Source organism: Streptosporangium sp. 'caverna' (assembly GCF_003203775.1).
GTDB classification, from domain to species: Bacteria; Actinomycetota; Actinomycetes; order Streptosporangiales; family Streptosporangiaceae; genus Streptosporangium; species Streptosporangium subroseum.
The window spans coordinates 6134685-6154654 of record NZ_CP029711.1 but is presented as its reverse complement, the minus strand read 5'-3'; the positions used below and the strand labels follow the sequence as shown (position 1 = coordinate 6154654).

Sequence of the window (19970 nt, the reverse complement as noted above, 5' to 3'; positions counted from 1 at the left end):
AGTCCCCGTGAGAAGGACCTCATGAACATCTCTTTTCTCCGTGCGCCCGACACACAGGACGCGCGCGCGAAGCGCCTGGCCGCGACGTTCTACGCCTACACCTTTTTCGATGAATTCATCCTGCTCTATCCGTTCTATGCGCTGCTGTTCGTCGATACGGGCCTGTCGACCGCGGAGATCTCCTCACTCCTGGTGATCTGGTCGGTCACCGCCATCGTGACGGAGGTCCCCTCCGGAGTGTGGGCCGACGTCGTCTCGCGGCGCCGGTTGCTCGCCCTCGCGCCGCTGCTGGCCGCGGCGGGCTTCGCCCTGTGGGTCGTGGCCCCCTCCTACTGGGTGTTCGCCGCGGGCTTCGTCCTGTGGGGCACCTCGGGGGCGCTCCAGTCGGGCGCGACGGAGGCGCTGGTCTACACCGAGCTCGACCGCCTGGGCGCCGCCGACCGCTACGCCGCGATCACCGGTCGCGCCCACGCGATCGCCACCGCCGCCGTCATGGCGTCCATGGCCGTGGCCGCCCCGCTGTTCGCCCTGGGCGGCTACCCGCTGGTCGGCGCCGCCAGCGTCCTGTCATGCGTGCTCGCCACGGCGGTCGCGACGACCTTTCCCGAGCATCGCGAGCGGGGTGGGAAGACCGAGGAGGGAGAGGAGGAGACGTCACCGGGCGGCTACGCCGCGATCCTGCGAGACGGGCTGCGGGAGGTGCGCGCGGGCAGGTCGATACGGCGGGCGCTGCTGCTGGTGGCCGTGGTGACGGCCCTGTGGGGGGCGCTGGAGGAGTACGTTCCCCTGCTCGCGGTCGACACCGGCGTCACCGAGCACGTCGTACCGCTCCTGCTGCTGCTTGTCTCCGCCGGAACCGCGATCGGCGGTGTGCTCGCGGCGACCGGGCGGCGCTTCACGGACCGGAAACTCGCCGGAATCCTCGGATTCGGGGCGCTGGCGCTCGCCGTGGGAGCGGTCAGCGGGCTCGCGGTGGGGTTCTTCGTCATCGCGGCGGCGTTCTGCGCCTTCCAGATGGCGAGCGTGCTGACCGCCGTGCGGCTACAGCAGAGCATCACGGGACCGGCCCGCGCGACCGTGACCTCGCTGGCGGGGCTGGGCGTCGACGTGATCGCCATCCTCTTCTACGGCGGCTACGCCGCGGCCTCGACGGTGACCGGGAACTCCACGATCTTCGCCGTCTCCGCGGTGCCGTACGCCGTTGTCGCCCTCGTTCTGTTTTTCGGGGGGTTCCGTTCGCGGAGAGCGGCCGCCCGCACCGATCTCGGCGGCTCGCGGATGGAGGTGAACCACACCGATCTCGGCGGCCCGCAGAGGGAGGCGGACCATACCGATCTCAGCGGCTCGCGTATGGAGGCGGACCGTACCGGTTTCGGCGACCTGCGGATGGAGGTGAACCGCACTGATCCAGGTGGCCCATGAACCGGGGGCCGCACGCATGGGTCGCGGCGGCCCGTGAACGGGGAGCGGATCGCACTGATCTCGGTGCCCCCGAACGGAGACGGGCCGCGTCGATCTCAGCGGCCCGTGAACCGGGGCAGGCCGAGTTCGGCGAAGATCGGGCTGTGATCGGTGTCCGGCAGGGCGTGGACGCCGTAGGCCTTGATCGCCATTCTTGAGTCGGCCAGCACATGATCGATCGTCACACCGGGAACGGACTCCCAGCTCTGCTGCGGCCAGGTGGCCGTCAGGCCGTTCCCGGTGGCGTCGGCCGCGTCGTGGTAGCCGCTGCCGAGCAGGTCGTTCATCGGGCTGTGGTCGAGGGTGGCGTTGAAGTCGCCGGCGAGCACCCGCAGCTGCCCACCCGCCCTGGGCAGCGCCCGGAGCCCGCCGGCCCAGCACGGCGCCCTGGAGCCGTCGCGCGGCGCGCAGGGGTGGACGGAGACGACCTCGATCTCGTGGCCGCTCGGGTGCTTGAGCACCCCTCGCGCCTGCCGGAACCTGCCCAGCGCGATCAGCGGTTTCTCGGTGAGGGGGTATTTGGAGTAGATGCCCGACCCCGACACCCCTTCGACCGCGCGGTCGACGACATGGGGCATTGTCTTGCGCAGTCCCGCCTTGTCCAGGCGCCCGCGCGCGGCGGGCGTGAGCTCCTGAAGGGTCAGCACGTCCGGATCGAGGGTCCGAACGAGCGTCATCAGGGCCTCGGTGTCGCCCGCGCCCACGGCCAGATTCGCGGCGAGCACCCGGAGCCGCCCGTCCGCGGCGGGCTGGTCACCGTCGCCGAAGTGCCGGGGGAGTACGGTCACCGCCAGCGCCACACTCGCGATCAGGGCGACGGCCGCCGCCACCCGGCGGCGCAGCCCCAGGGCCAGGATCAGGGCCACCACCGAGGCCGCCGCGACGTACGGCGTGAACGCCACCAGCGCGATCCACTGCCACACCGGTGTCCAGCCACCGACCCTGAGCACCGCCCACGCCGCGAACGGCGCCACCACCAGCCAGACCAGCAGGCTCAGCCATCTTGATCTGATCATGAACCGGGAGCGTAGCGGCCTCCCGTGCAGATTCTGTGGAGATTGGTGGTGTTATCCGCACATATGCGAGGAGGCGTCAGGGGCGGCACGCGGTGATCGACAAGGCCTCCAGGGCGGTGGATGCCCCGGCGGGGGGCCGTATCAGGGCTGCGATCACTCACCAGGGGCCCCGTCACAGAACTGCGGGACCCCGTTCGTCGGAGATTCCGCCTCAGGGCGGCGAGCGCTCGTCACCGCGGAACGGCGGGGCCCGTTTGTCGGAGGTTCTGCCCCAGAGCGGCGGGGCCCCGTTCCGTCAGAGGTTCCGGCTCAGGACGCGGGGCGCTCGCCGGAGGCTCCGGGGAGGTCGTAGACCTGGGCGACCAGCTCGTAGGAGCGGATCCGGTCCGTGGGGCTGTGGACCATCGTGGTGATCATCAGCTCGTCGACCCCGGTGCGCTTGCGCAGCTCCTCCAGCCCGTCCCGCACCTCGGCGGCGTCGCCGTACACCACGTTGGACAGGTAGTCGCGGAGGAAGTCCTCCTCGATCGAGCTGTACCGGTAGGCCTCGGCCTCCTCCGGCGTGGGAACCGGCTGGGGAGCTCCACGGCGCAGGCGGATCATGGACAGCCCTCCCGAGCGGGCCATGCGGAGCGCCTGCTCGGACGTGTCCGCGGCGACGGCGGAGACACCGATCATCGAGTACGGGCGGTCGAGCACGTTGGAGGGCTGGAAGGACGACCGGTACAGATCCAGGGCGGGAACGGTGTTGGCGGCGCTGAAGTGATGGGCGAACGCGAACGGCAGGCCGAGCATGCCGGCGAGCTGGGCGCTGAAGCCGCTGGAGCCCAGAAGCCAGATCGGCGGGCGTCCCGACTCGGGCGAGCGGGGGGTGGCGACGACCCTCTCCAGCTGGTGGCCCGCGGGGAACGCGCCGTCCAGGAAGGCGGTCAGCTCGGCCAGCTGCTGGGGAAAGTCGTCGGCGTCCTGGCCGTGCCGGCGCAGCGCCCGCATCGTGGCGGGATCGGTCCCGGGGGCCCGGCCGAGCCCGAGGTCGATGCGGCCGGGATGCAGCGCGTGCAGGGTGCCGAACTGCTCGGCGATGATCAACGGAGCGTGGTTGGGAAGCATCACGCCACCCGATCCCAGCCGGATGCTCTTGGTCGCGGCCGCCAGGTGGGCGATCAGCACCGCGGGGGAGGAACTGGCCACGGAAGGCATGCCATGGTGCTCGGCCACCCAGATCCGGTGGTATCCCCACTCCTCCGCTCGCCTGGCGAGCTCGGTGCTCGCCTTCAGGGTCTCGGTGGGGGTCACTCCGGCACCGACCACGGCCAGTTCGAGGATCGACAGGGGAACCTCGGCGGAGCCGCGAATCACGCCGCGGATATTGTCTTCAGCCATAACCAGGGCAACCTGGCTAAGCGGAGCTTTATTTCCGCTTAGCCAGGTTGCCGGTACGGCCTTCGCCCCCGCTCCACCCCCGAGTATCGGCACCGGACCTTCGCCTCCGTCCCGGCATCCGGTCCTGGGCCTTCGGCCGGTCCGGTCTCCGGGACCCGGCCTCCGGTGACCTGCGGGTTCTCCCGGACAATCGGCGGTATGAGCCAGGAACTGACATATCCGGATCCGCCTACGCCTGCCTTCCTCTTCGACCTCGACGGCACGCTGATCGACAGCGTCTACCAGCACGTGATCGCCTGGCGCTCCGCGCTGGCCGGGCTGGGCATCGACCTGTCGGTCTGGCGCATCCACCGGCGGATCGGGATGAGCGGCGGGCTGTTCGTCACCGCGCTGCTCCGGGAGACGGGCCTGTCGCTGAACCAGGAGCAGATCGAGGAGCTGCAGAAGGCGCACGCCTCCGCCTACGCCGAGCAGGCCGACTCGGTGCGCCCCCTGCCCGGGGCGATCGAGCTGCTCTCGGAGCTGACCGCCCGCGGGGTGCCGTGGGCGATCGCCACGAGCGGCCGCGCCGCCACGGCGCGCCTCGCGCTCGGCATGCTCAAGCTTCCGGAGGACGCCCCGATGATCACCCGCGATCAGGTGCGCCACGCCAAGCCCGACCCCGACCTCTTCCTCGCCGGGGCCGCCCTGCTCAAGGTCGACCCGAGGGCCGCGATGGTCGTCGGGGACAGCGTGTGGGATCTGCTGGCCGCCCGCCGGGCCGGTTCGCTGGGGATCGGCCTGCTGTCCGGCGGCTACGGCCGCGACGAGCTGGAGCGCGCCGGCGCCTTCCGGGTCTACGCCGACCCCGCCGACATGCTCGACCGCCTCTACGAACTCGGCGTCCGCAAGGCCGGCAGCGAGGACTAGGCATGAGGGAACTCAGGCATTAACAGGTCGGCGGGGGAGGATCCAGACGTCGGGTCACTTCACACCCGAACGTGGTGACGCCGCTTCGGGTACGGCTCGGCCGGCAGTGATCGTCAGCACCATGAGGGTCGCGATCGCTCCGCCGAGCACCATGACGGTCGAGGGGGAGGCGGCGTCCACCACGACACCTCCGAGCAGGGCTCCGACGGCGATGGTGGCCTGGAAGGATGAGGTGAAGAGGATGGAGGCCGCCTCCGGCGCGTGGGGGGCGGAGATGGAGAACCAGGTCTGCGAGCAGACCGGGACGGCGCCATAGGCCAGCCCCCACACGACGAGCAGCACGATCGCGCCGAGATCTCCCCCGCCGAGGACCGGAAGCAGCAGGGTCGCACCGGCGAGCATGCAGCCGCTGACGACAAACGTGGCCCGCAGGCTACGTGTCACCGTCACGCCCGCGATGAAATTGCCGACGACGCCGGCGACGCCGTACGCGAGCAGGAACGTGGTGATCAGACCGGGGCTTACCCGGGTGACCTGCTGCAGGAAAGGGGTCACATAGGTGTAGGTCCCGAAATGGGCTAGCACTATGAGAAACGTCAGAACCAGCCCGACCCGGACACCGGCACTGCGGAACAGATCGCCAAGAACCTTCAACCGCGTCACCTGAACGGCGGGCAGCGGCGGCACCAGCACGATCAGCGCGAGGAACACCCCCACCGTCATCACCCCCATGACGACGAAGGCCGTCCGCCAGCCCGCGAGGTGCCCGATGAGGGTGCCCGCGGGTACGCCGAGCACGGATCCCAGCGGGACGGCGGAGAAGATCACCGCGGTCGCCGTACCGACCCGCTCCGTTCGCACCAGCCGCACGGCGAGGCCGGCGCCGATCGACCAGAAACCACCGATGACCAGCCCGACCAGAACGCGGGAGATCATCATGACCCAGTAGGCCGGTGCGGCGGCCGCGAGGAAGTTCGCGATGGCCAGAAGGAGCATCAGGGCGCACAGCATCAGGCGCCGGTCGAGTCGCCCGGTCGCGACGGTGACCGTCGGGGCGGCGATCGCGGCCAGAATGCCGGGGGTCGTCATCATCAGGCCCGCCGCACCGTCGGAGATGTCGAAACCGGACCCGATGGACGTCAGCAGGCCGATCGGCAGGATCTCCGCGGTGACGATCGAGAAGATCCCCAGCATCACGGAGACAACGGCCAGCCAACCGATCAGCGGCGATCGGGTCGGCAGGGCGGACGCGGGGGCGGGGGAGGTGGTTGTGGGCACGCGCCCAGTCCAGCAGCGATCACGACGATGGGCTGGCGGGTTTGAGACCTCACCATCGGATCCCGGAGCGAGCGGTCCTGAACACGACGTCGGCCGGGCGCGTCAGTGGTGATCCCCGGCCTTGCCGGACGCGGAGCGGCACGCTGTATCGACACCCCGGGCCGCCCCGCGCCTCAGACACGCTGCAGGGAGTAGGCCAGAGCGGCGGCGATGGCCAGGCCGTAGCCCGCCACCGCGATCGCCACCGCGCGGGTGCGGCGGCTCTCGTCCCAACGCGTGAAGGACAGGAGCCAGGCGAGGGCGGGCAGGACCAGGACGCCGTGCAGGCTCACACCGTGGACGGCCTTGAGGAAACCGACGGCGTCGTAGGCCTGCTGCTGGTGTCCGGTGTTGACCAGCGTCACCCCGCGGGCGATCATCGCCGCGCCGGTGACGAGGCCGATCACCAGGGTTGCGAATCCGGCGCGCAGAGCCAGGCGCATGCTCGGCGCGAGGTTCGGGCTCGCACGGAACGCGGCTACGGCCAGGGTGCCGAGGATGACGATGAGCACGCCACCGCCAACCGCGAGCATCATCGAGACCGCCGTGTCGAACGGCGTCTCCATGTTTATGTGCGACGGCACGCGCCGCCATGCCTGCAGGGTGATCCCGCCGACCTCCACAAAACAGTCGGCCGCGAAGACGCCGAGCAGGATCACGCGGAGGCGTTCACCGATCCGCAGGTAGGAGGCGACCCAGGCGACCGTGATCAGTGTCAGGCCGAAGGAGAGCCCGAAAGTGAACGGTTTCCGCCAGGACACCGGGCCGTACCACGGGCCGCCGTCGACGGCGAACACCGCGAGGTGGAAGATCCCCGCCCCGATCAGTGCCGCGCCGAGGGCGAAACAGATCCGCTCGATGCGCCGTCCGCGGGTCCAGATCCCGCTCGCCGCGAGCCGCGGCGTTGTCAGTGCGGACATCTCAGGCTCCCGAGTCTTGGTTGGAGCCCACCGAAAGCCCGCGCTCAGGCGTGGTCTCGGCGTTGGTTCTGCGTACCGGGCTCCCTGCCCGTTCATCATGCGACGGGGCGCGCCGCCCGGCGTCGGCCGCAGGGTGACGTCCGGACTACGCCGGTCGGCGTACACGCGGCGGCGGGACCCGCTCCGTTACGAGGTTATGAGCCGGCCGCCGAGGCGTGGGCGGGCGGGGTGACGTAGAGGCGGTGGCCGACGCTGAGCCGCTGGGCGGTGGCGACGAGCTCGGCGGTCAGCTCGGGGAGCCGGTCGTCGCCCAGCCGTACGGCGGGGCCCTGGATGGCCAGGGCGGCCAGCACGTTTCCGTGGCCGTCGCGGATCGGTACGGCGACGGCCCGCACGCCGACGATGCGCTCTTCGTGGTTGACGGCGCTGCCGCGGGCACGGATGAGGTCCAGCTCGGCGTCCAGCCCCGCGCGGGTGGTGATCGTGGCGTCGGTGTAGCGGGCGAACGGCTCCTCCATGCCCACCCGGGGGTCGCCGAACGCCAGGAGCGCCTTGCCCATCGCGCACACGTGGATCGGGTTGCGCTGGCCGGGCTCCTGCTCGTAGCGGAGCGGCTGCCGGGACGGGACCTGGAGCAGCACGGCCACCTCGTCGCCGATCCGCACCCCCAGGTTGACGGCCTCCCCGGTCAGGTCGCGGAGCCGTTCCAGCTCCGGGAGCATCGTGGTCGCACCGAGTCGCTCCAGGGCCAGGCGGCCCAGCGTGGCGGTGGTGATGCCGAGGTGGTAGCGCTCGGTGACGGGATCCTGGCCGAGCATCCCCGCGGAGTGCAGCGCGCGGATGATGCGGTGCGCGGTGCTGACCGACAGATGGAGCCGTTGCGCCATCTCGGTGGGGGAGAGGGTCGCCGACCGCTCGAACGCGCGCAGGACCGCGATGGCGCGTTCGATCGCCTGGGTGCCCCTGCGGGTGGCGTCTTCCAGCTTCGGCTTCATCAGATCCACCCGTCCACCTTACGGCGAAAACCTATTTCCTACACTCTTGACGGGTTTTTAGGGGATTACTACTATGTGGAATGAAGATCTTGCCATGTGGGATCTAACTCGTTCCCGTGAGAGGACCCCGTCATGTCTGTCCGTCGGCTTCTGCGACCACTGGCCCTGCTTCTATCGGTTGTTCTCGCGCTGACCGCCTGCGGTGGCGGCACTCAGTCGGCCACCTCCGGAGATCGGAGCGAGGGAGGGACCCTCAGATGGGGATGGACTCTTCCCACAACGTGGGATCCGGTCACCTCCAGCGCCGGTAACGACGTCAACGCTCTCTCCCTGGTCTACGCCGCCATCACGCGCCTGGACGACAAGGGCGGCGCCGTCGCGGGCCTGGCGAGCGGCTGGAAGTACGGTGACGGCGGCAAGAGCGTCACCTTCACCCTCAGGGCCGGGCTGACCTTCTCCGACGGCTCCCCGCTGGACGCCGCCGCCGTGCGCAAGAGCATCCTGCGCGGCCGGGACCAGAAGGACTCGCTGATCGCCTCGCAGCTCCACGGCGTGACGGACGTCAGGGTCGTCTCGCCCACCGAGTTCGAGGTCCTGCTCGACCGCTCCGACTACCAGATCCCCAACCTGTTCGCCGGCAAGACCGGCATGGTCGTCAATCCCCGGGCCTTCGAGGCGGACGCCAAGGCCGTCAGCACCAAACCCGCCGGCGCCGGGCCGTTCACGCTCACCCAGCTCGTGCCGGGGTCGCACGCCAACCTGGACCGCAACCCGTCCTACTACGACGTCGCCGGCATCCACCTGGCCAAGTTCGAGCTGAAGACGATCTCCGAGCCCGCCACGGTGGTCGCCGGGCTCCAGTCCGGCCAGTTCGACGTGGCGCTGCTGCCCGCCGCCCAGATCGACGCGGCCAAGGCGGCCGGGCTGGAGGTCGACCTCATCCCGTCGCTCACCGTCCGGGTCCTCGACGTGAACAACAAGATCCCCCCGTTCGACAACCCCAAGGTGACCGAGGCCCTGAAGTACGCGGTGGACAGGAAGGCCCTGCTCGAGACCACCGGCTTCGGGGTGGGCGAGGTCAACGTCCAGCCGTTCCCCAAGGGTCACGCCGGCTACAACCCCGAGCTGGAGAACCTCTACCCCTACGACCCCGCCAAGGCCAGACGACTCCTCGCCGAGGCGGGCTTCCCCGGCGGCATCGACATCCCGCTGACCACCTCGGAGCCCGAGGGACTGCCCGAGCAGGTGCAGGAGCAGCTCAAGGCCGCCGGGATCAGGGCCACGATCAAGCTCATCGCCCCGGCGCAGCACACCCAGCTCGTTTACGTCCGGCACAACGTGGCCCTCGCCCCCGACGGATTCGTCGGCCGCGAGTCGCCGCTGCAGGCGCTCGGCGTCGTCTACGGGCCCGAGGGCCTGATGAACCCCGGCCGCAACACGCCCAAGGCCCTGCTGGAGCAGTTCGACAAGATCCGCACCACGCCGCTGGACGACCCCGGTTACGCCAAGGCGATCCAGGAGGCGACCGCCATCGGCGTCAGGGAGCTGCCCAACGTCTGGCTGTTCAGCACACCCCGGATCTTCGCCCGCAACCCCAAGGTGAGCGCGCTGCCGACGAACTTCGCCGTGCAGCGCTTCGACGGCGTCAAGGTGGCGACCCCATGACGTCGCTGCAGACGCGCGCCCCGGCCCTGGGAGCCCCCGTCCTGGTGACCCGCGGTCCCCGCCGGTGGCGGGGATGGGCGGGAGGGGCCGCCGCCCTGGCGGTGGTCGCGCTCGCCTCCACCTTCATCACCTACGGGCTGGGCGCGCTCGGCGACGCCAACCCGGCGGCCGCCGTACTCGGAGAGACCGCCACTCCGGCGGACATCGCCAGGATGAGCCACGAGTTCGGGCTCGACCGCCCGTTCCTGGAGCAGTACGTCACCTGGCTGGGCCACGCGCTCACCGGCGACCTGGGCCGCTCCTGGTTCACCCAGATCCCGGTCGCCGAGAGCATCGCCGAGCGCCTCCCCGTGGACCTGTCGATCACCGGCCTGGCCGTGCTCATCGCGGTCCTGGCCGGCGGTACGGCGGGCATCGGCGCGGCGGTGAGCAACGGCGGCAGGTTCGACCGGATCGTGACCGCCGTCTGCGCGCTCGCCTCCACTCTCCCCGCGTTCGTCGCCGGCATCGGGCTGATCGTGGTGTTCGCCGTGATCGTTCCGGTGTTCCCGTCCGGCGGATACGTGCCGCCCGGCGAGGACCCCGTCCAGTGGCTGCGGCTGATCACCCTCCCGGCGGTCGCGCTCAGCCTCGACACCGCCGCCGACCTGGCCAGGCAGCTGCGCACCGGCCTGGTGGCCGCGCTGCGGGAGAACTACGTGACCGGGGCGGTGGTCCGCGGGCTCCCCGCCAGGCGGGTGCTGCTGCGGCACGCGCTGCGCAACGCCGCCGGTCCGGCGATCACCGTACTCGGGGTGCACATCCCCCGCCTGATCGGCGGAGCGGTGGTGACCGAGGCCGTGTTCGCCCTGCCGGGCCTGGGCCGGCTGACCGGTGAGGCGGCGCTCAAGCACGACGTCCCGGTGGTCCAGGGCGCGCTGCTGGCCACCATCGCGCTGGTGCTCGTCTCCAACCTCGTGGTCAACGGGGTCGTCGCCAGGCTGCGAGGTGCGCGATGACCTCCTTCTCCCGCGCGTGGCGGCTGCCCTCGGTCAAGCTGTCCCTGGGAATCCTCGCCGTCGTGCTCCTGATCGCCGTGTTCGGCGGCTGGCTCGCCCCCTACGACCCGATCGCGCAGAACCCGCGGCTCCGCCTGCTGGGGCCGTCGGGCGAGCACCTGCTCGGCACCGACTACCTCGGCCGCGACGTGCTCAGCCGTCTCCTCGCGGGCGCCGGCCTGTCGATCGCCGGCGCGGTCGAGGCGGTCGCCGTCGGGCTGGTCCTGGGCGCGGTCCCCGGTCTCGCCTCGATCTTCTTCGGCAGGGGCTTCGAGTGGGCGACGGCGCGGGTGGCGGACGCGCTGCTCACGCTGCCGTTTGTCATCTTCGCCATCGCCGTGGCCGGGATCGTCGGCAACGGCCTGCACCAGGCGATGGCCGCCATCGGCCTGCTGCTCGCGCCGGTGTTCTACCGGGTCACCCGTACGGCGGCGCTGAGCTTCACCCGAGCCCAGTACGTCGAGGCGGCCGAACTGCTGGGCGCGTCCCGATCCCGGATCCTGCGCACCCACATCGCGGGCAAGGTGCTGCCCACGATCGCGGTGACCGCGGCCGGCGCGTCCGCGGCGGCCCTGCTGGTCGTCTCCTCCCTCTCCTTCCTCGGCATCGGCGTCGAACCCCCGGCCCCCACCTGGGGCGGGATGCTGGCCAGCGACCTGGGATACCTCCACCAGAGGCCGCTGGCCCCGCTCGCGCCCGCCCTCGTGATCATGATCACCGTGGGCGCGCTCAACGCGCTCGCCGACGCCGTCCGCGACACGACAGGCCTCCACACCGAGAGCGAGGAGCTCCATGTTCGCTGAAGCACCGGCCGAAGCACCGGAAGCACCGGAAGCGCTGCTGAGCGTGCGCGACCTGCGCGTGACCGTCTCGGCAGGCCGGGCGGAGGCCGTCCGAGGGGTCTCCTTCGAGGTGGCGCCCGGGGAGGCCGTCGGCCTGGTCGGCGAGTCGGGCAGCGGCAAGACCCTGACCTGCCGCGCGGTCCTCGGCGCGCTGGCCCCCGGATGCGCGGTGAGTTCCGGGGAGATCGAATTCGGCGGCCACGACCTGAACCGGGCGAACCGCCGGGAGTGGCTCGCGATCCGGGGCCGCAGGATCGGCGCGGTCTTCCAGGACCCCGCCTCCTACCTGAACCCGTCGCTGCCGGTCGGCGGCCAGCTCTCCGAGGTGCTCCGGGTCAAGCTCGGACTCGGGCGGCGCGAGGCCCGTGAACGCGCCGTCGAGCTGCTCACCGCCATGGGCCTGAACGACCCGGCCCGGGTCTACGGCCAGTATCCGCACGAGCTGTCGGGCGGCATGCTGCAGCGCGTCCTGATCGCCGTCGCGGTCTCCTGCGACCCCGAGCTGCTGATCGCCGACGAGGCGACCACCGCGCTCGACGTGACCGTGCAGGCCGAGGTTCTCGAACTCCTCGCCCGCCTCCGCGCCGAGCGCGGCCTGTCGATCGTGTGCGTCTCCCACGACCTGGCCGTGATCGCGGCCCTGTGCGACCGGATCGTCGTCTTCTACGGCGGTGAGATCGTCGAGTCGGGCCCCACCGAGGAGGTGCTGGCCAACCCCCGGCACCCCTACACCGAGGCCCTGCTCCGGGTCGCCTCGGTCGGCGACTGGGGCCGGCGCACCCTGGAGGTCATCCCCGGCCAGCCGCCACCCGCCGGCGCGGACCTGCCGGGCTGCCGCTTCGCCGCCCGCTGCGCCCTCGCCGTCGACGCCTGCTCGTCGGCCCCGATTCCCCTCGGCGTCCACCCCGACGGCCGCGAGGTCCGTTGCCTCCGAGCGGGGACGGCCGGAGGGATCCGGCCCGAGGACGCCTCCGGAGGGGCCCGGCCCGAGGACGTCTTCCTCACCGACGCTCCCTCGAACGGCGCGGCCGGCCCGTCGTCCGGTACGGCGGGGCGTGACGCGGTGGCCGTCGGCGCCGAGGCGCGGAGGGCGGTCCGATGAGCGCGCCGCTGCTGGCCGTACGGGGCGTGAGCGTGTCGCTCGGCAGGCCCGCCGTGCCGATCCTGCGGGAGGTCGACCTCACGGTCCGGGCCGGGGAGATCGTCGGGATCGTGGGGGAGACCGGCTCGGGAAAGACGACCCTGGCCAGGACCGTCGTCGGACTCATCCGTCCGGACACGGGCTCCGTGGAGGTGGAGGGGACCGAGATCTCCTCGCTCGGCGGGAAGGCGCTGCGGGCGCATCGCCGTACGGGCACGGTGCGGTTCGTCTTCCAGGACCCGCTGCGCTCGCTCGACCCCGACCACGACGTGGAGACCGTCATCGGCGAGGGCCTGGCCGTGCGGGGGGTCCCCCCGGCGGAGCGCGCGGAGAAGGTGCGGGCGGCGCTGGAGCTCGTCGGCCTGGATCCGGAACTCCTGGGCAGGACACCCGGCCAGATCTCCGGCGGGCAGCGTCAGCGCGTCTCGATCGCCCGCGCGATCGTGTGCGAGCCGTCGCTGCTGATCTGCGACGAGCCGGTCAGCGCGCTGGACGCCTCCAACCGCAACCACATCCTGCGCCTCCTGGACGACCTGCGCGACCGGCTCGGCGTCGGCGTGGTCGTCATCTCCCACGACCTCAGCTCCCTGGCGGGCGTCGCCGACCGGGTCGCGGTCCTCTACCGGGGCCGGATCGTCGAGGAGGGGCCCATCGGCGAGGTCTTCGACGACCCCCGCCACCCCTACACCGCCCTGCTGGTGGCCTCCGCCCCCCGCGTCACCGGCACCGCCCGCCACCCCCTCCACCGGCTCCGGGCGGTCTCGACCGGTGCCACGGACGGGTGCGTCTTCGCCCATCGCTGCCCGTTCGCCACCGAGGCCTGCTCGGTCGTGCCCCTGCCGGTCGTCCGGGACGGACGCACGGCCGCCTGCCACCACACCGGCACCTGGCCCGGACAGGCCGGCATCGACCCCACGACGGAAGGAGCCCGGCCATGGTCGAGTTCGTCGGTCTCGTGAGCACCCGGGAGAGCCGGATCGCCCACGGGCGATTCGTCCGGCCCGACCCCATGCGTAAGCCCGCCGGGGTCCGTTTCGACCCGCCCCGTCCCGCCGCCTACGACAACCTCGTCCCCCGATCCGTTCTGCGCTAGGGAGCATTCACATGTCCATCGAGATTCTCGGCATGGTAGGCACCAAGGAGTTCTCCGAGACCCACGGGTCCTTCCTCGACGGCCCGCCCATCGATCCGCCCTACCTGACCAGGTTCGCCCGCGCCCACGAGGAGGCGGGGTTCGACCGGGTGCTGATCGGTTACGGCGCGTCCTCGCCCGACGGGTTCGCCGTCGCCGCCTCGGTCCTGAACGCGACCGAGCGGCTGAGCGTGCTGATCGCGCACCGCCCCGGCTTCGTGACCCCGACGCTGGTGGCCAGGAAGCTCGCCACCCTGGACCAGCTCACCGGCGGAGGCAGGGTCGCCATCCACCACATCACCGGTGGCGACGAGGCCGACCAGCGCCGCGACGGCGACTTCCTCGACCACGACGCCCGCTACCGGCGCACGGGCGAGTTCATGGCCGTGCTGCGCCGTACGCTCACCTCGGCGGAACCCTTCGACCACGAGGGCGAGTTCTACCGGTTCGAGGGCGCCTACAGCTCGGTCAGGGCCGATATCCCGCTCTACTTCGGCGGAGCCTCCCCGGTGGCCGTCCAGGTCGGCGGCGAGCAGGCCGACGTCTACATGCTCTGGGGCGAGCCGCTGGCCCAGACCGCCGAGCGCATCGAGCAGGTCCGGGCGGAGGCGGCCAGGCACGGGCGGGACATCACCTTCAGCCTGTCCACCCGCCCCATCGTCGCCGCCACCGAGGCCGAGGCGTGGGAACGGGCCGAGCGGATCAGGGCGGCGACCGCCGAGCGGGTCGGCGGCGGCGCGTGGAGCTGGGGCAAGGGCCGCGGCGAGTCCACCTCCGTCGGGGCCGCCAGGCTCCAGGAGCAGGGGGCCGGCCAGGAGGTGCACGATGAGCGGCTCTGGTACGGCGTGACCAACCTGACCGGCCCCGGCGGCAACTCCACGGCCGTGGTCGGCACCGCCGAGCAGGTCGCGGAGGCACTGCTGAAGTATCGCGACCTCGGCGTCACGACCTTCCTCATCCGCGGCTTCGAGCCCGTGGACGACGTCGTGCAGTGGGGCGAGGAGCTGGTCCCGCTGCTCCGGCAGGGCGCTGTCCGGCGCGAACCCGCGAGCGTCGGCGCGTGAACACACCCACCACGTCGCGCCGGGGCGCCTGCCACGTCACCCCCGGAGGCGGGCAGGTCAGGCTCACCCCCCACCCGGCCGGCCTCGATCCCTCGCCCCCGTTCGGCGATGTCGCGGGCACGCCGCCGTGGGCCGCACGTCGCGCAGAGGAGGGCGGCCGATGAGCGCCGAGACGATCGACGGCGGCGAACGGCCGCGCGACGTCTTCCTGGCCGCCTTCCGCAGGCACGCCGCCGGGGTCGCCGTCATCACGGCCCCGGGGCCCGTCGGATTCACCGCGACCTCGCTGACCTCGATGTCGCTCGATCCGCCGCTGCTGTCGTTCGGCATCTCGGTCGGCTCGTCGAGCTGGCCGGCGATCCGCGACGCGGACGGGTTCGTCGTCCACATCCTCGCGGGCGGCCAGCGGGACGTGGCCGAGCTGTTCGCCCGGAAGGGGGCGGACAGGTTCGGCGACCGGGAACGCTGGGAATCCCTCCCTACGGGAGAGCCGCTGCTGTACGGCACGGCCGCGTGGATGCTCTGCCGTATCCAGGAGCGGTTCATCGCGGGAGACCACCGGCTGATCGTCGGCCGGGTCGTGGAGGGCCACGTCGACTCGGCCCACCCCCCGCTGCTGTACCACGATGGAGACTTCGGTGTGCTCGCGCCGCACCCCTCCAACGAGACCAGGAGATCCTGATGCCGATCACCATTCCCGAGGACCCGTTCCACCGGCGACTGCACCACATCGCGCCCGGCGGGCTCACCTCGGAGACCGCCCAGACCGGTGGCATGCACCGCCGCGCGGCGATCAGCGGCAAGACCGTCGGATCCAGCCGCCTGTGGATGGGCCAGACCCACGTCGCCCCGGCCACCGCCTCGGCCAACCATCACCACGGCGAGTCCGAGACCGCCATCTACGTGGTCAGCGGCACCCCGTCGTTCGTCTTCGTCGACATCGAGGGGGAAGAACCCGTGGAGGTGCGCATCGACACCAAGCCGGGCGACTACATCTTCGTGCCGCCCTACGTTCCGCATCGCGAGGAGAACCCCGACCCCGACCTGGAGGCGATCGTGGTGATCGCCCGCAGCACCCAGGACGCCATCGTGGTCAACCTCGACGAGCTGACCTGGAACGGCCCGGTCCTGACGTCGCAGTGAAGATCCCAGATCGGCCCGTTCTGACATCGCGGTGACCGACGGGGGTGAGGACCCCGGACCGGCCCGGTCCGGGCGTCGCGGTGCGGGGACCCGAAGTCCCCGGACCGGGCCGGAGGCGGCAGGTGCCGCCTCCGCACGGCCCCTCGCCCTACTCGCCGTACTTCTTGGCGTACAGGGTGACCTTCGTGTCGGTAGAGGCCTCCTGGCCGGCGGCCGGATCCTGCTCGGTGATCACCCAGTTGCGGTCAAGGATCTGGAACCGGTTCTGGCCGGTGGCGTCCTTGTCGTCCAGGAGGGAGAAGCCCGCGGTCTGCATGGCGTTCTGCCCGTCCTGCAGATTCAGGCCGACCACGTTGGGCAGCGTCTTCATCTCCGGATCGGGCTCGGCGACCTTCGAGGATTTCGCCGTGTTGTCATTCGCGGCCGTGGCGGCGGCCGGGGGCGCGAGGACGGTCGCGGCCGGGGCGGCGGCGTCCGCGCCGCCCCCGCATCCGATGAGCACGGCGCTGAACACGGTGACGGAGAGGGCGGAGAGTAGGCGGCTGACCTGCATCAAAGATCTCCCGGGGTAAGGGAACGGACGGACAGGAGACGTACCCCGATCGCTCTGCGTTTATCTAAAGTAACTCTCCGTTGTTCACCCTGTCACTTCCAAGGTCCTGGCCGGTCGGCCAATGCCGGTCTCCCCTCCCGATGACCCCGGGCGGTCGTGCCGCGGAACCCGGCGTTGACACCGGCGGGCCGGGAATCGGTCCGTCGAGGATTACCGGAGCCGCGTGGTGAATCGGTCCGGGAATCACCCGGAAATTCGAGCTATGTGAAATATCAGGCAAATATCCAGCTGTGTGAAATCTCAGCCTTGACCGCCGCCGGTGACCGTACCAACGATCGAATGACAACCTTCGGCGGCCGGGGAGTGACGATGAAAGCCGTACGAGTACATGAGTACAACAAACGTCCGGTCGTCGAGGATGTCCCGGACCCCAAGGTCGGCGAGCCGCTGGACGTGCTGGTCGAGATCGGCGGGGCCGGCCTGTGCCGTACGGACCTGCACATCGTCGAAGGCCAGTGGGCCGAGAAGTCCGGGGTGACCCTGCCATACACGATCGGGCACGAGAACGCCGGCTGGGTACGGGAGGTCGGCTCGGCCGTGACGAACGTCGAGCCCGGTGACGCGGTCATCCTGCACCCGGTCGCCACCTGCGGACTGTGCCGGGCGTGCCGCGCGGGCGACGACGTGCACTGCGCCAACTCGAAGCTTCCCGGTATCGACGCCGACGGAGGCATGGCCGAGCTGCTGCTCACCAACGCCCGGACCGTGGTCAAGCTGGATCCCTCCCTGCGGCCCGTGGACGTCGCCGCACTGGCCGACGCGGGCCTCACCGCCTACCACGCGGTGCGCAAGGCGGTGCCGCTGCTCTATCCGGGCACGCGGGTCGTGGTGATCGGCGCCGGTGGGCTGGGCCACATCGGCGTGCAGTGCCTGGCCGCGATGGTGACCGCCGAGATCATCGTCGTCGACCGGTCACCGGACGCGCTCGAACTCTCCAGGGAGCTGGGCGCCACGCACACCGTTCAGGCCGACGGCGGGCAGGTCGACGCGGTCGCCGACCTCACCGGCGGGGAGGGCGCGCACGTGGTGCTGGACTTCGTCGGTGAAGGGGGCGCCGAAGCCGAGGGCGTGAGGATGCTGCGCCGCGCGGGCTCGTACTTCGTGATCGGCTACGGCGGCCGCATCGAGATCCCCACCATCGACGTCATCTCCAGCGAGATCAACGTGATCGGCAACCTCATCGGTTCCTACAACGACCTGGACGAGCTGATGGCCCTCACCGCGCAGGGGAAGGTCAGCCTGCACACCAAGACGTATCCGCTGGAAGCCGTCAACGACGCCATGGACGACCTGGAGAGCGGTCGCCTGCGGGGCCGCGGAATCCTCGTACCGTCAAGGAGTTGAGATGTACGAAAAGGACGGTCAGAAGTACTTCATCGTCGACGGGCACATCCATTTCTGGGACGCCAGACCGTCGAACCAGGCCAATCGCTACGGCGAGGGCTTCATCAACTGCTTCTACGACTACCACCGCAATCTCTCGCCGGAGTCGGAGGTCTGGTCGCTGGAGGATTTCTGGCGGCAGAGCGAGGAACGGGTCCTGCACGACCTGTTCGAGGTCGGCTACGTGGACAAGGCGATCTTCCAACCGACCTACCTCACCGACTTCTACGTGAACGGTTTCAACACCACCGAGCAGAACGGGGCGCTCGCGGAGAAACACCCGGACAGGTTCATCGTGAACGGGTCGTGGGATCCGCGCGACGGCGAGGAGGGGCTCGACAGGCTCGAGGCGCTGGCCGAACGCTGGAGCCTCAAAGGCGTCAAGCTCTACACCGCCGAGTGGAAGGGCGCGTCGAAGGGCTGGAAACTGTCCGACCCGTGGTCCTACCGGTACCTCGAAAAATGCCATGAGCTCGGGATCCGCAACATCCACGTCCACAAGGGGCCGACGATCTACCCGCTCAACCGGGACGCGTTCGACGTGGCCGATGTGGACGAGGTCGCGACCGCGTTCCCGGAGCTGACGTTTGTCGTCGAGCACTGCGGGCTGCCCAGGCTGGAGGACTTCTGCTGGATCGCCACGCAGGAGCCCAACGTCTACGCCGGGCTCGCGGTCGTGTTGCCGTTCATCCACACCAGGCCGCGCTACTTCGCCCAGATCCTCGGCGAGCTGCTGTACTGGCTCGACGAGAACCGGCTCACCTTCGCCAGCGACTACGCGATCTGGACGCCCAAGTGGCTCATCGAACGGTTCGTGGACTTCCAGATCCCGGAGGACATGCGCGGGGAGTACGGCGAGATCACCACCGAGGTGAAGAAGAAGATCCTGGGTCTCAACGTCGCCCGGCTCTACGACATCCCGGTGCCGCCCGGGCTGGAGGTCGCGGACGCCCATGTGGGAAGCGGCGAGCCCGTCGGATCCGGGCCGAAGGCGCCGGCGTGAGCGTGTCGTCTCCCGACCGCGACGGGGTCGTCGAAGGCGACGGCACGAGCGTGCCGCTTCCCGGCCGCGACGGGATATGGGACGCGTTGGCGACCGTGCGGGATCCGGAGCTGGACGAGCCGATCACCGAGCTCGGGTTCGTCAGGGAGGCCGAGGTCCGCGAAGGGCGCGTGTCGGTACGGCTCCGGCTGCCGACCTACTTCTGCGCGCCGAACTTCGCCTACCTCATGGTCGCCGACGCCCGTGACGCGGTGCGAGCGGTCCCGGGCGTGGTCGCGGCGGAGATCCTGCTGGAGGACCACTTCGCGTCCGACGAGATCAACGCGGGTGTGGCCGAGGCCGCGGGGTTCGCCGGGTCCTTTCCCGGCGAGGCGTGCGAAGAACTCGACGGACTGCGCCTGACGTTCCGGCGCAAGGCCTATCTGGCGAGCCTCGACCGGCTGTGCACCCGGCTGGCCGCCGAGGGCCGGAAACCCGTGCGGCTACGGCTGGGCGACGCCCCGGAGTCCCCGGAGCTGGCCCGGCTGCTTCGCCGCCGGGCCGAACTCGGGCTGGACTGCTCGCCGGGGTCGCCGCTGCTTCTCGACGAGCGCGGGGAGCCGATCCCCGCCGAGCAGGCCGTGCCACGGCTGCGCTTCGCCCGCGCCGTGCGGGTCGGCATCGAGGGCAACGCCGACCTCTGCCGCGGGCTGCTGCGCACGCGCTACCCCGAATCGGCTGCCGATCGGGGAGAGGGAGGTCCGTGAGGCGCGGTCGTCGTGAGCGCCCATGACCTCAGGCCCGGCAATCGGACGGCGGGCGGCATGGCCGCGTCGAGCCGCGCGGCGCCAAGAGGGAGAACGGAGGAATAAAGGGCGGCGCGATGCGATTATTTCTCCTATTCATGTAGGAATAGCAGGCATATGGAGGATCGGATGCCCAAGGCGTACGCGTTCACCCGGTACGG

General features: G+C 70.8%; 20 protein-coding genes. 14 read left to right on the top strand and 6 right to left on the bottom strand.

What is annotated here, in order from left to right:
- The first annotated feature begins 21 nt into the window (after nucleotides 1-21).
- Nucleotides 22-1422, top strand: a complete 1401-nt coding sequence (locus tag DKM19_RS27020; RefSeq protein WP_204358254.1) for an MFS transporter — start codon at nucleotides 22-24, stop codon at nucleotides 1420-1422.
- Nucleotides 1423-1517: 95 nt separating this feature from the next.
- Here the strand turns inward: DKM19_RS27020 and DKM19_RS27015 are convergent, their stop codons facing one another.
- Both DKM19_RS27015 and DKM19_RS27010 read right to left on the bottom strand, forming a co-directional pair.
- A complete protein-coding gene (locus DKM19_RS27015; RefSeq protein ID WP_110699297.1) occupies nucleotides 1518-2477 on the bottom strand; it encodes an endonuclease/exonuclease/phosphatase family protein in 960 nt (319 codons plus the stop codon).
- A gap of 309 nt (nucleotides 2478-2786) precedes the next feature.
- Complete coding sequence (locus DKM19_RS27010; RefSeq protein ID WP_110699295.1) at nucleotides 2787-3860, bottom strand: LLM class flavin-dependent oxidoreductase; 1074 nt, start codon at nucleotides 3858-3860, stop codon at nucleotides 2787-2789.
- Nucleotides 3861-4058: 198 nt separating this feature from the next.
- On the opposite strand from DKM19_RS27010, the gene DKM19_RS27005 reads away from it, so the two are divergent.
- Entirely contained in the window at nucleotides 4059-4769 is a 711-nt protein-coding gene (locus DKM19_RS27005; protein ID WP_110699294.1) for an HAD family phosphatase, read from the top strand.
- Between the two features lie 54 nt (nucleotides 4770-4823).
- Here DKM19_RS27005 and DKM19_RS27000 read toward each other — a convergent pair whose 3' ends face one another.
- The 3 genes from DKM19_RS27000 to DKM19_RS26990 all read right to left on the bottom strand — a co-directional run bounded on the left by DKM19_RS27000 (nucleotide 4824) and on the right by DKM19_RS26990 (nucleotide 8001).
- Nucleotides 4824-6047 (bottom strand): MFS transporter, encoded by a 1224-nt coding sequence (locus DKM19_RS27000; protein ID WP_110699292.1) that lies wholly within the window; start codon nucleotides 6045-6047, stop codon nucleotides 4824-4826.
- A gap of 173 nt (nucleotides 6048-6220) precedes the next feature.
- Nucleotides 6221-7006 (bottom strand): hypothetical protein, encoded by a 786-nt coding sequence (locus DKM19_RS26995; protein ID WP_204358253.1) that lies wholly within the window; start codon nucleotides 7004-7006, stop codon nucleotides 6221-6223.
- Nucleotides 7007-7200: 194 nt separating this feature from the next.
- Nucleotides 7201-8001 carry an IclR family transcriptional regulator gene (locus DKM19_RS26990; protein ID WP_239514486.1) on the bottom strand — a complete coding sequence of 267 codons (801 nt, stop codon included), beginning with the start codon at nucleotides 7999-8001 and terminating at the stop codon, nucleotides 7201-7203.
- Nucleotides 8002-8133: 132 nt separating this feature from the next.
- Between DKM19_RS26990 and DKM19_RS26985 the strand changes: the two genes are divergently transcribed.
- From DKM19_RS26985 to DKM19_RS26950, 9 genes are all read left to right on the top strand, one after another.
- Nucleotides 8134-9666, top strand: a complete 1533-nt coding sequence (locus DKM19_RS26985; protein ID WP_110699288.1) for an ABC transporter substrate-binding protein — start codon at nucleotides 8134-8136, stop codon at nucleotides 9664-9666.
- On the top strand, nucleotides 9663-10664 hold the full coding sequence (locus tag DKM19_RS26980) for an ABC transporter permease (RefSeq protein ID WP_110699286.1): 1002 nt from the start codon (nucleotides 9663-9665) through the stop codon (nucleotides 10662-10664). Before DKM19_RS26985 ends, DKM19_RS26980 begins: the two co-directional genes overlap by 4 nt.
- Nucleotides 10661-11506, top strand: coding sequence for an ABC transporter permease (locus tag DKM19_RS26975; RefSeq protein WP_110699284.1), 846 nt, complete (start codon nucleotides 10661-10663; stop codon nucleotides 11504-11506). The genes DKM19_RS26980 and DKM19_RS26975 overlap by 4 nt, the downstream gene beginning before the upstream one ends.
- Nucleotides 11496-12647, top strand: a complete 1152-nt coding sequence (locus DKM19_RS26970; protein ID WP_204358252.1) for an ABC transporter ATP-binding protein — start codon at nucleotides 11496-11498, stop codon at nucleotides 12645-12647. The genes DKM19_RS26975 and DKM19_RS26970 overlap by 11 nt, the downstream gene beginning before the upstream one ends.
- Entirely contained in the window at nucleotides 12644-13645 is a 1002-nt protein-coding gene (locus tag DKM19_RS26965; RefSeq protein WP_110699282.1) for an ABC transporter ATP-binding protein, read from the top strand. Before DKM19_RS26970 ends, DKM19_RS26965 begins: the two co-directional genes overlap by 4 nt.
- The gene (locus tag DKM19_RS49805) at nucleotides 13621-13779 is read left to right on the top strand and encodes a hypothetical protein (RefSeq protein ID WP_162641798.1); all 159 of its coding nucleotides are present in this window, start codon (nucleotides 13621-13623) and stop codon (nucleotides 13777-13779) included. The genes DKM19_RS26965 and DKM19_RS49805 overlap by 25 nt, the downstream gene beginning before the upstream one ends.
- Before the next feature lie 11 nt (nucleotides 13780-13790).
- Entirely contained in the window at nucleotides 13791-14882 is a 1092-nt protein-coding gene (locus DKM19_RS26960) for an LLM class flavin-dependent oxidoreductase (RefSeq protein WP_110699280.1), read from the top strand.
- Between the two features lie 160 nt (nucleotides 14883-15042).
- Nucleotides 15043-15564, top strand: coding sequence for a flavin reductase family protein (locus DKM19_RS26955; RefSeq protein ID WP_110699278.1), 522 nt, complete (start codon nucleotides 15043-15045; stop codon nucleotides 15562-15564).
- Nucleotides 15564-16025 carry a cupin domain-containing protein gene (locus DKM19_RS26950; protein WP_110699276.1) on the top strand — a complete coding sequence of 154 codons (462 nt, stop codon included), beginning with the start codon at nucleotides 15564-15566 and terminating at the stop codon, nucleotides 16023-16025. The genes DKM19_RS26955 and DKM19_RS26950 overlap by 1 nt, the downstream gene beginning before the upstream one ends.
- A 148-nt stretch (nucleotides 16026-16173) precedes the next feature.
- Here DKM19_RS26950 and DKM19_RS51000 read toward each other — a convergent pair whose 3' ends face one another.
- Nucleotides 16174-16578 (bottom strand): PASTA domain-containing protein, encoded by a 405-nt coding sequence (locus DKM19_RS51000; RefSeq protein WP_204358251.1) that lies wholly within the window; start codon nucleotides 16576-16578, stop codon nucleotides 16174-16176.
- 369 nt (nucleotides 16579-16947) lie between these two features.
- Between DKM19_RS51000 and DKM19_RS26940 the strand changes: the two genes are divergently transcribed.
- The 3 genes from DKM19_RS26940 to DKM19_RS26930 are packed head-to-tail and all read left to right on the top strand — an operon-like array spanning nucleotide 16948 to nucleotide 19770.
- Entirely contained in the window at nucleotides 16948-17982 is a 1035-nt protein-coding gene (locus tag DKM19_RS26940; protein WP_110706003.1) for an NAD(P)-dependent alcohol dehydrogenase, read from the top strand.
- Nucleotide 17983: 1 nt separating this feature from the next.
- Entirely contained in the window at nucleotides 17984-19024 is a 1041-nt protein-coding gene (locus DKM19_RS26935; protein WP_110699274.1) for an amidohydrolase family protein, read from the top strand.
- Nucleotides 19021-19770 carry an iron-sulfur cluster assembly protein gene (locus tag DKM19_RS26930; protein ID WP_204358250.1) on the top strand — a complete coding sequence of 250 codons (750 nt, stop codon included), beginning with the start codon at nucleotides 19021-19023 and terminating at the stop codon, nucleotides 19768-19770. Before DKM19_RS26935 ends, DKM19_RS26930 begins: the two co-directional genes overlap by 4 nt.
- Nucleotides 19771-19970: the final 200 nt, after the last annotated feature.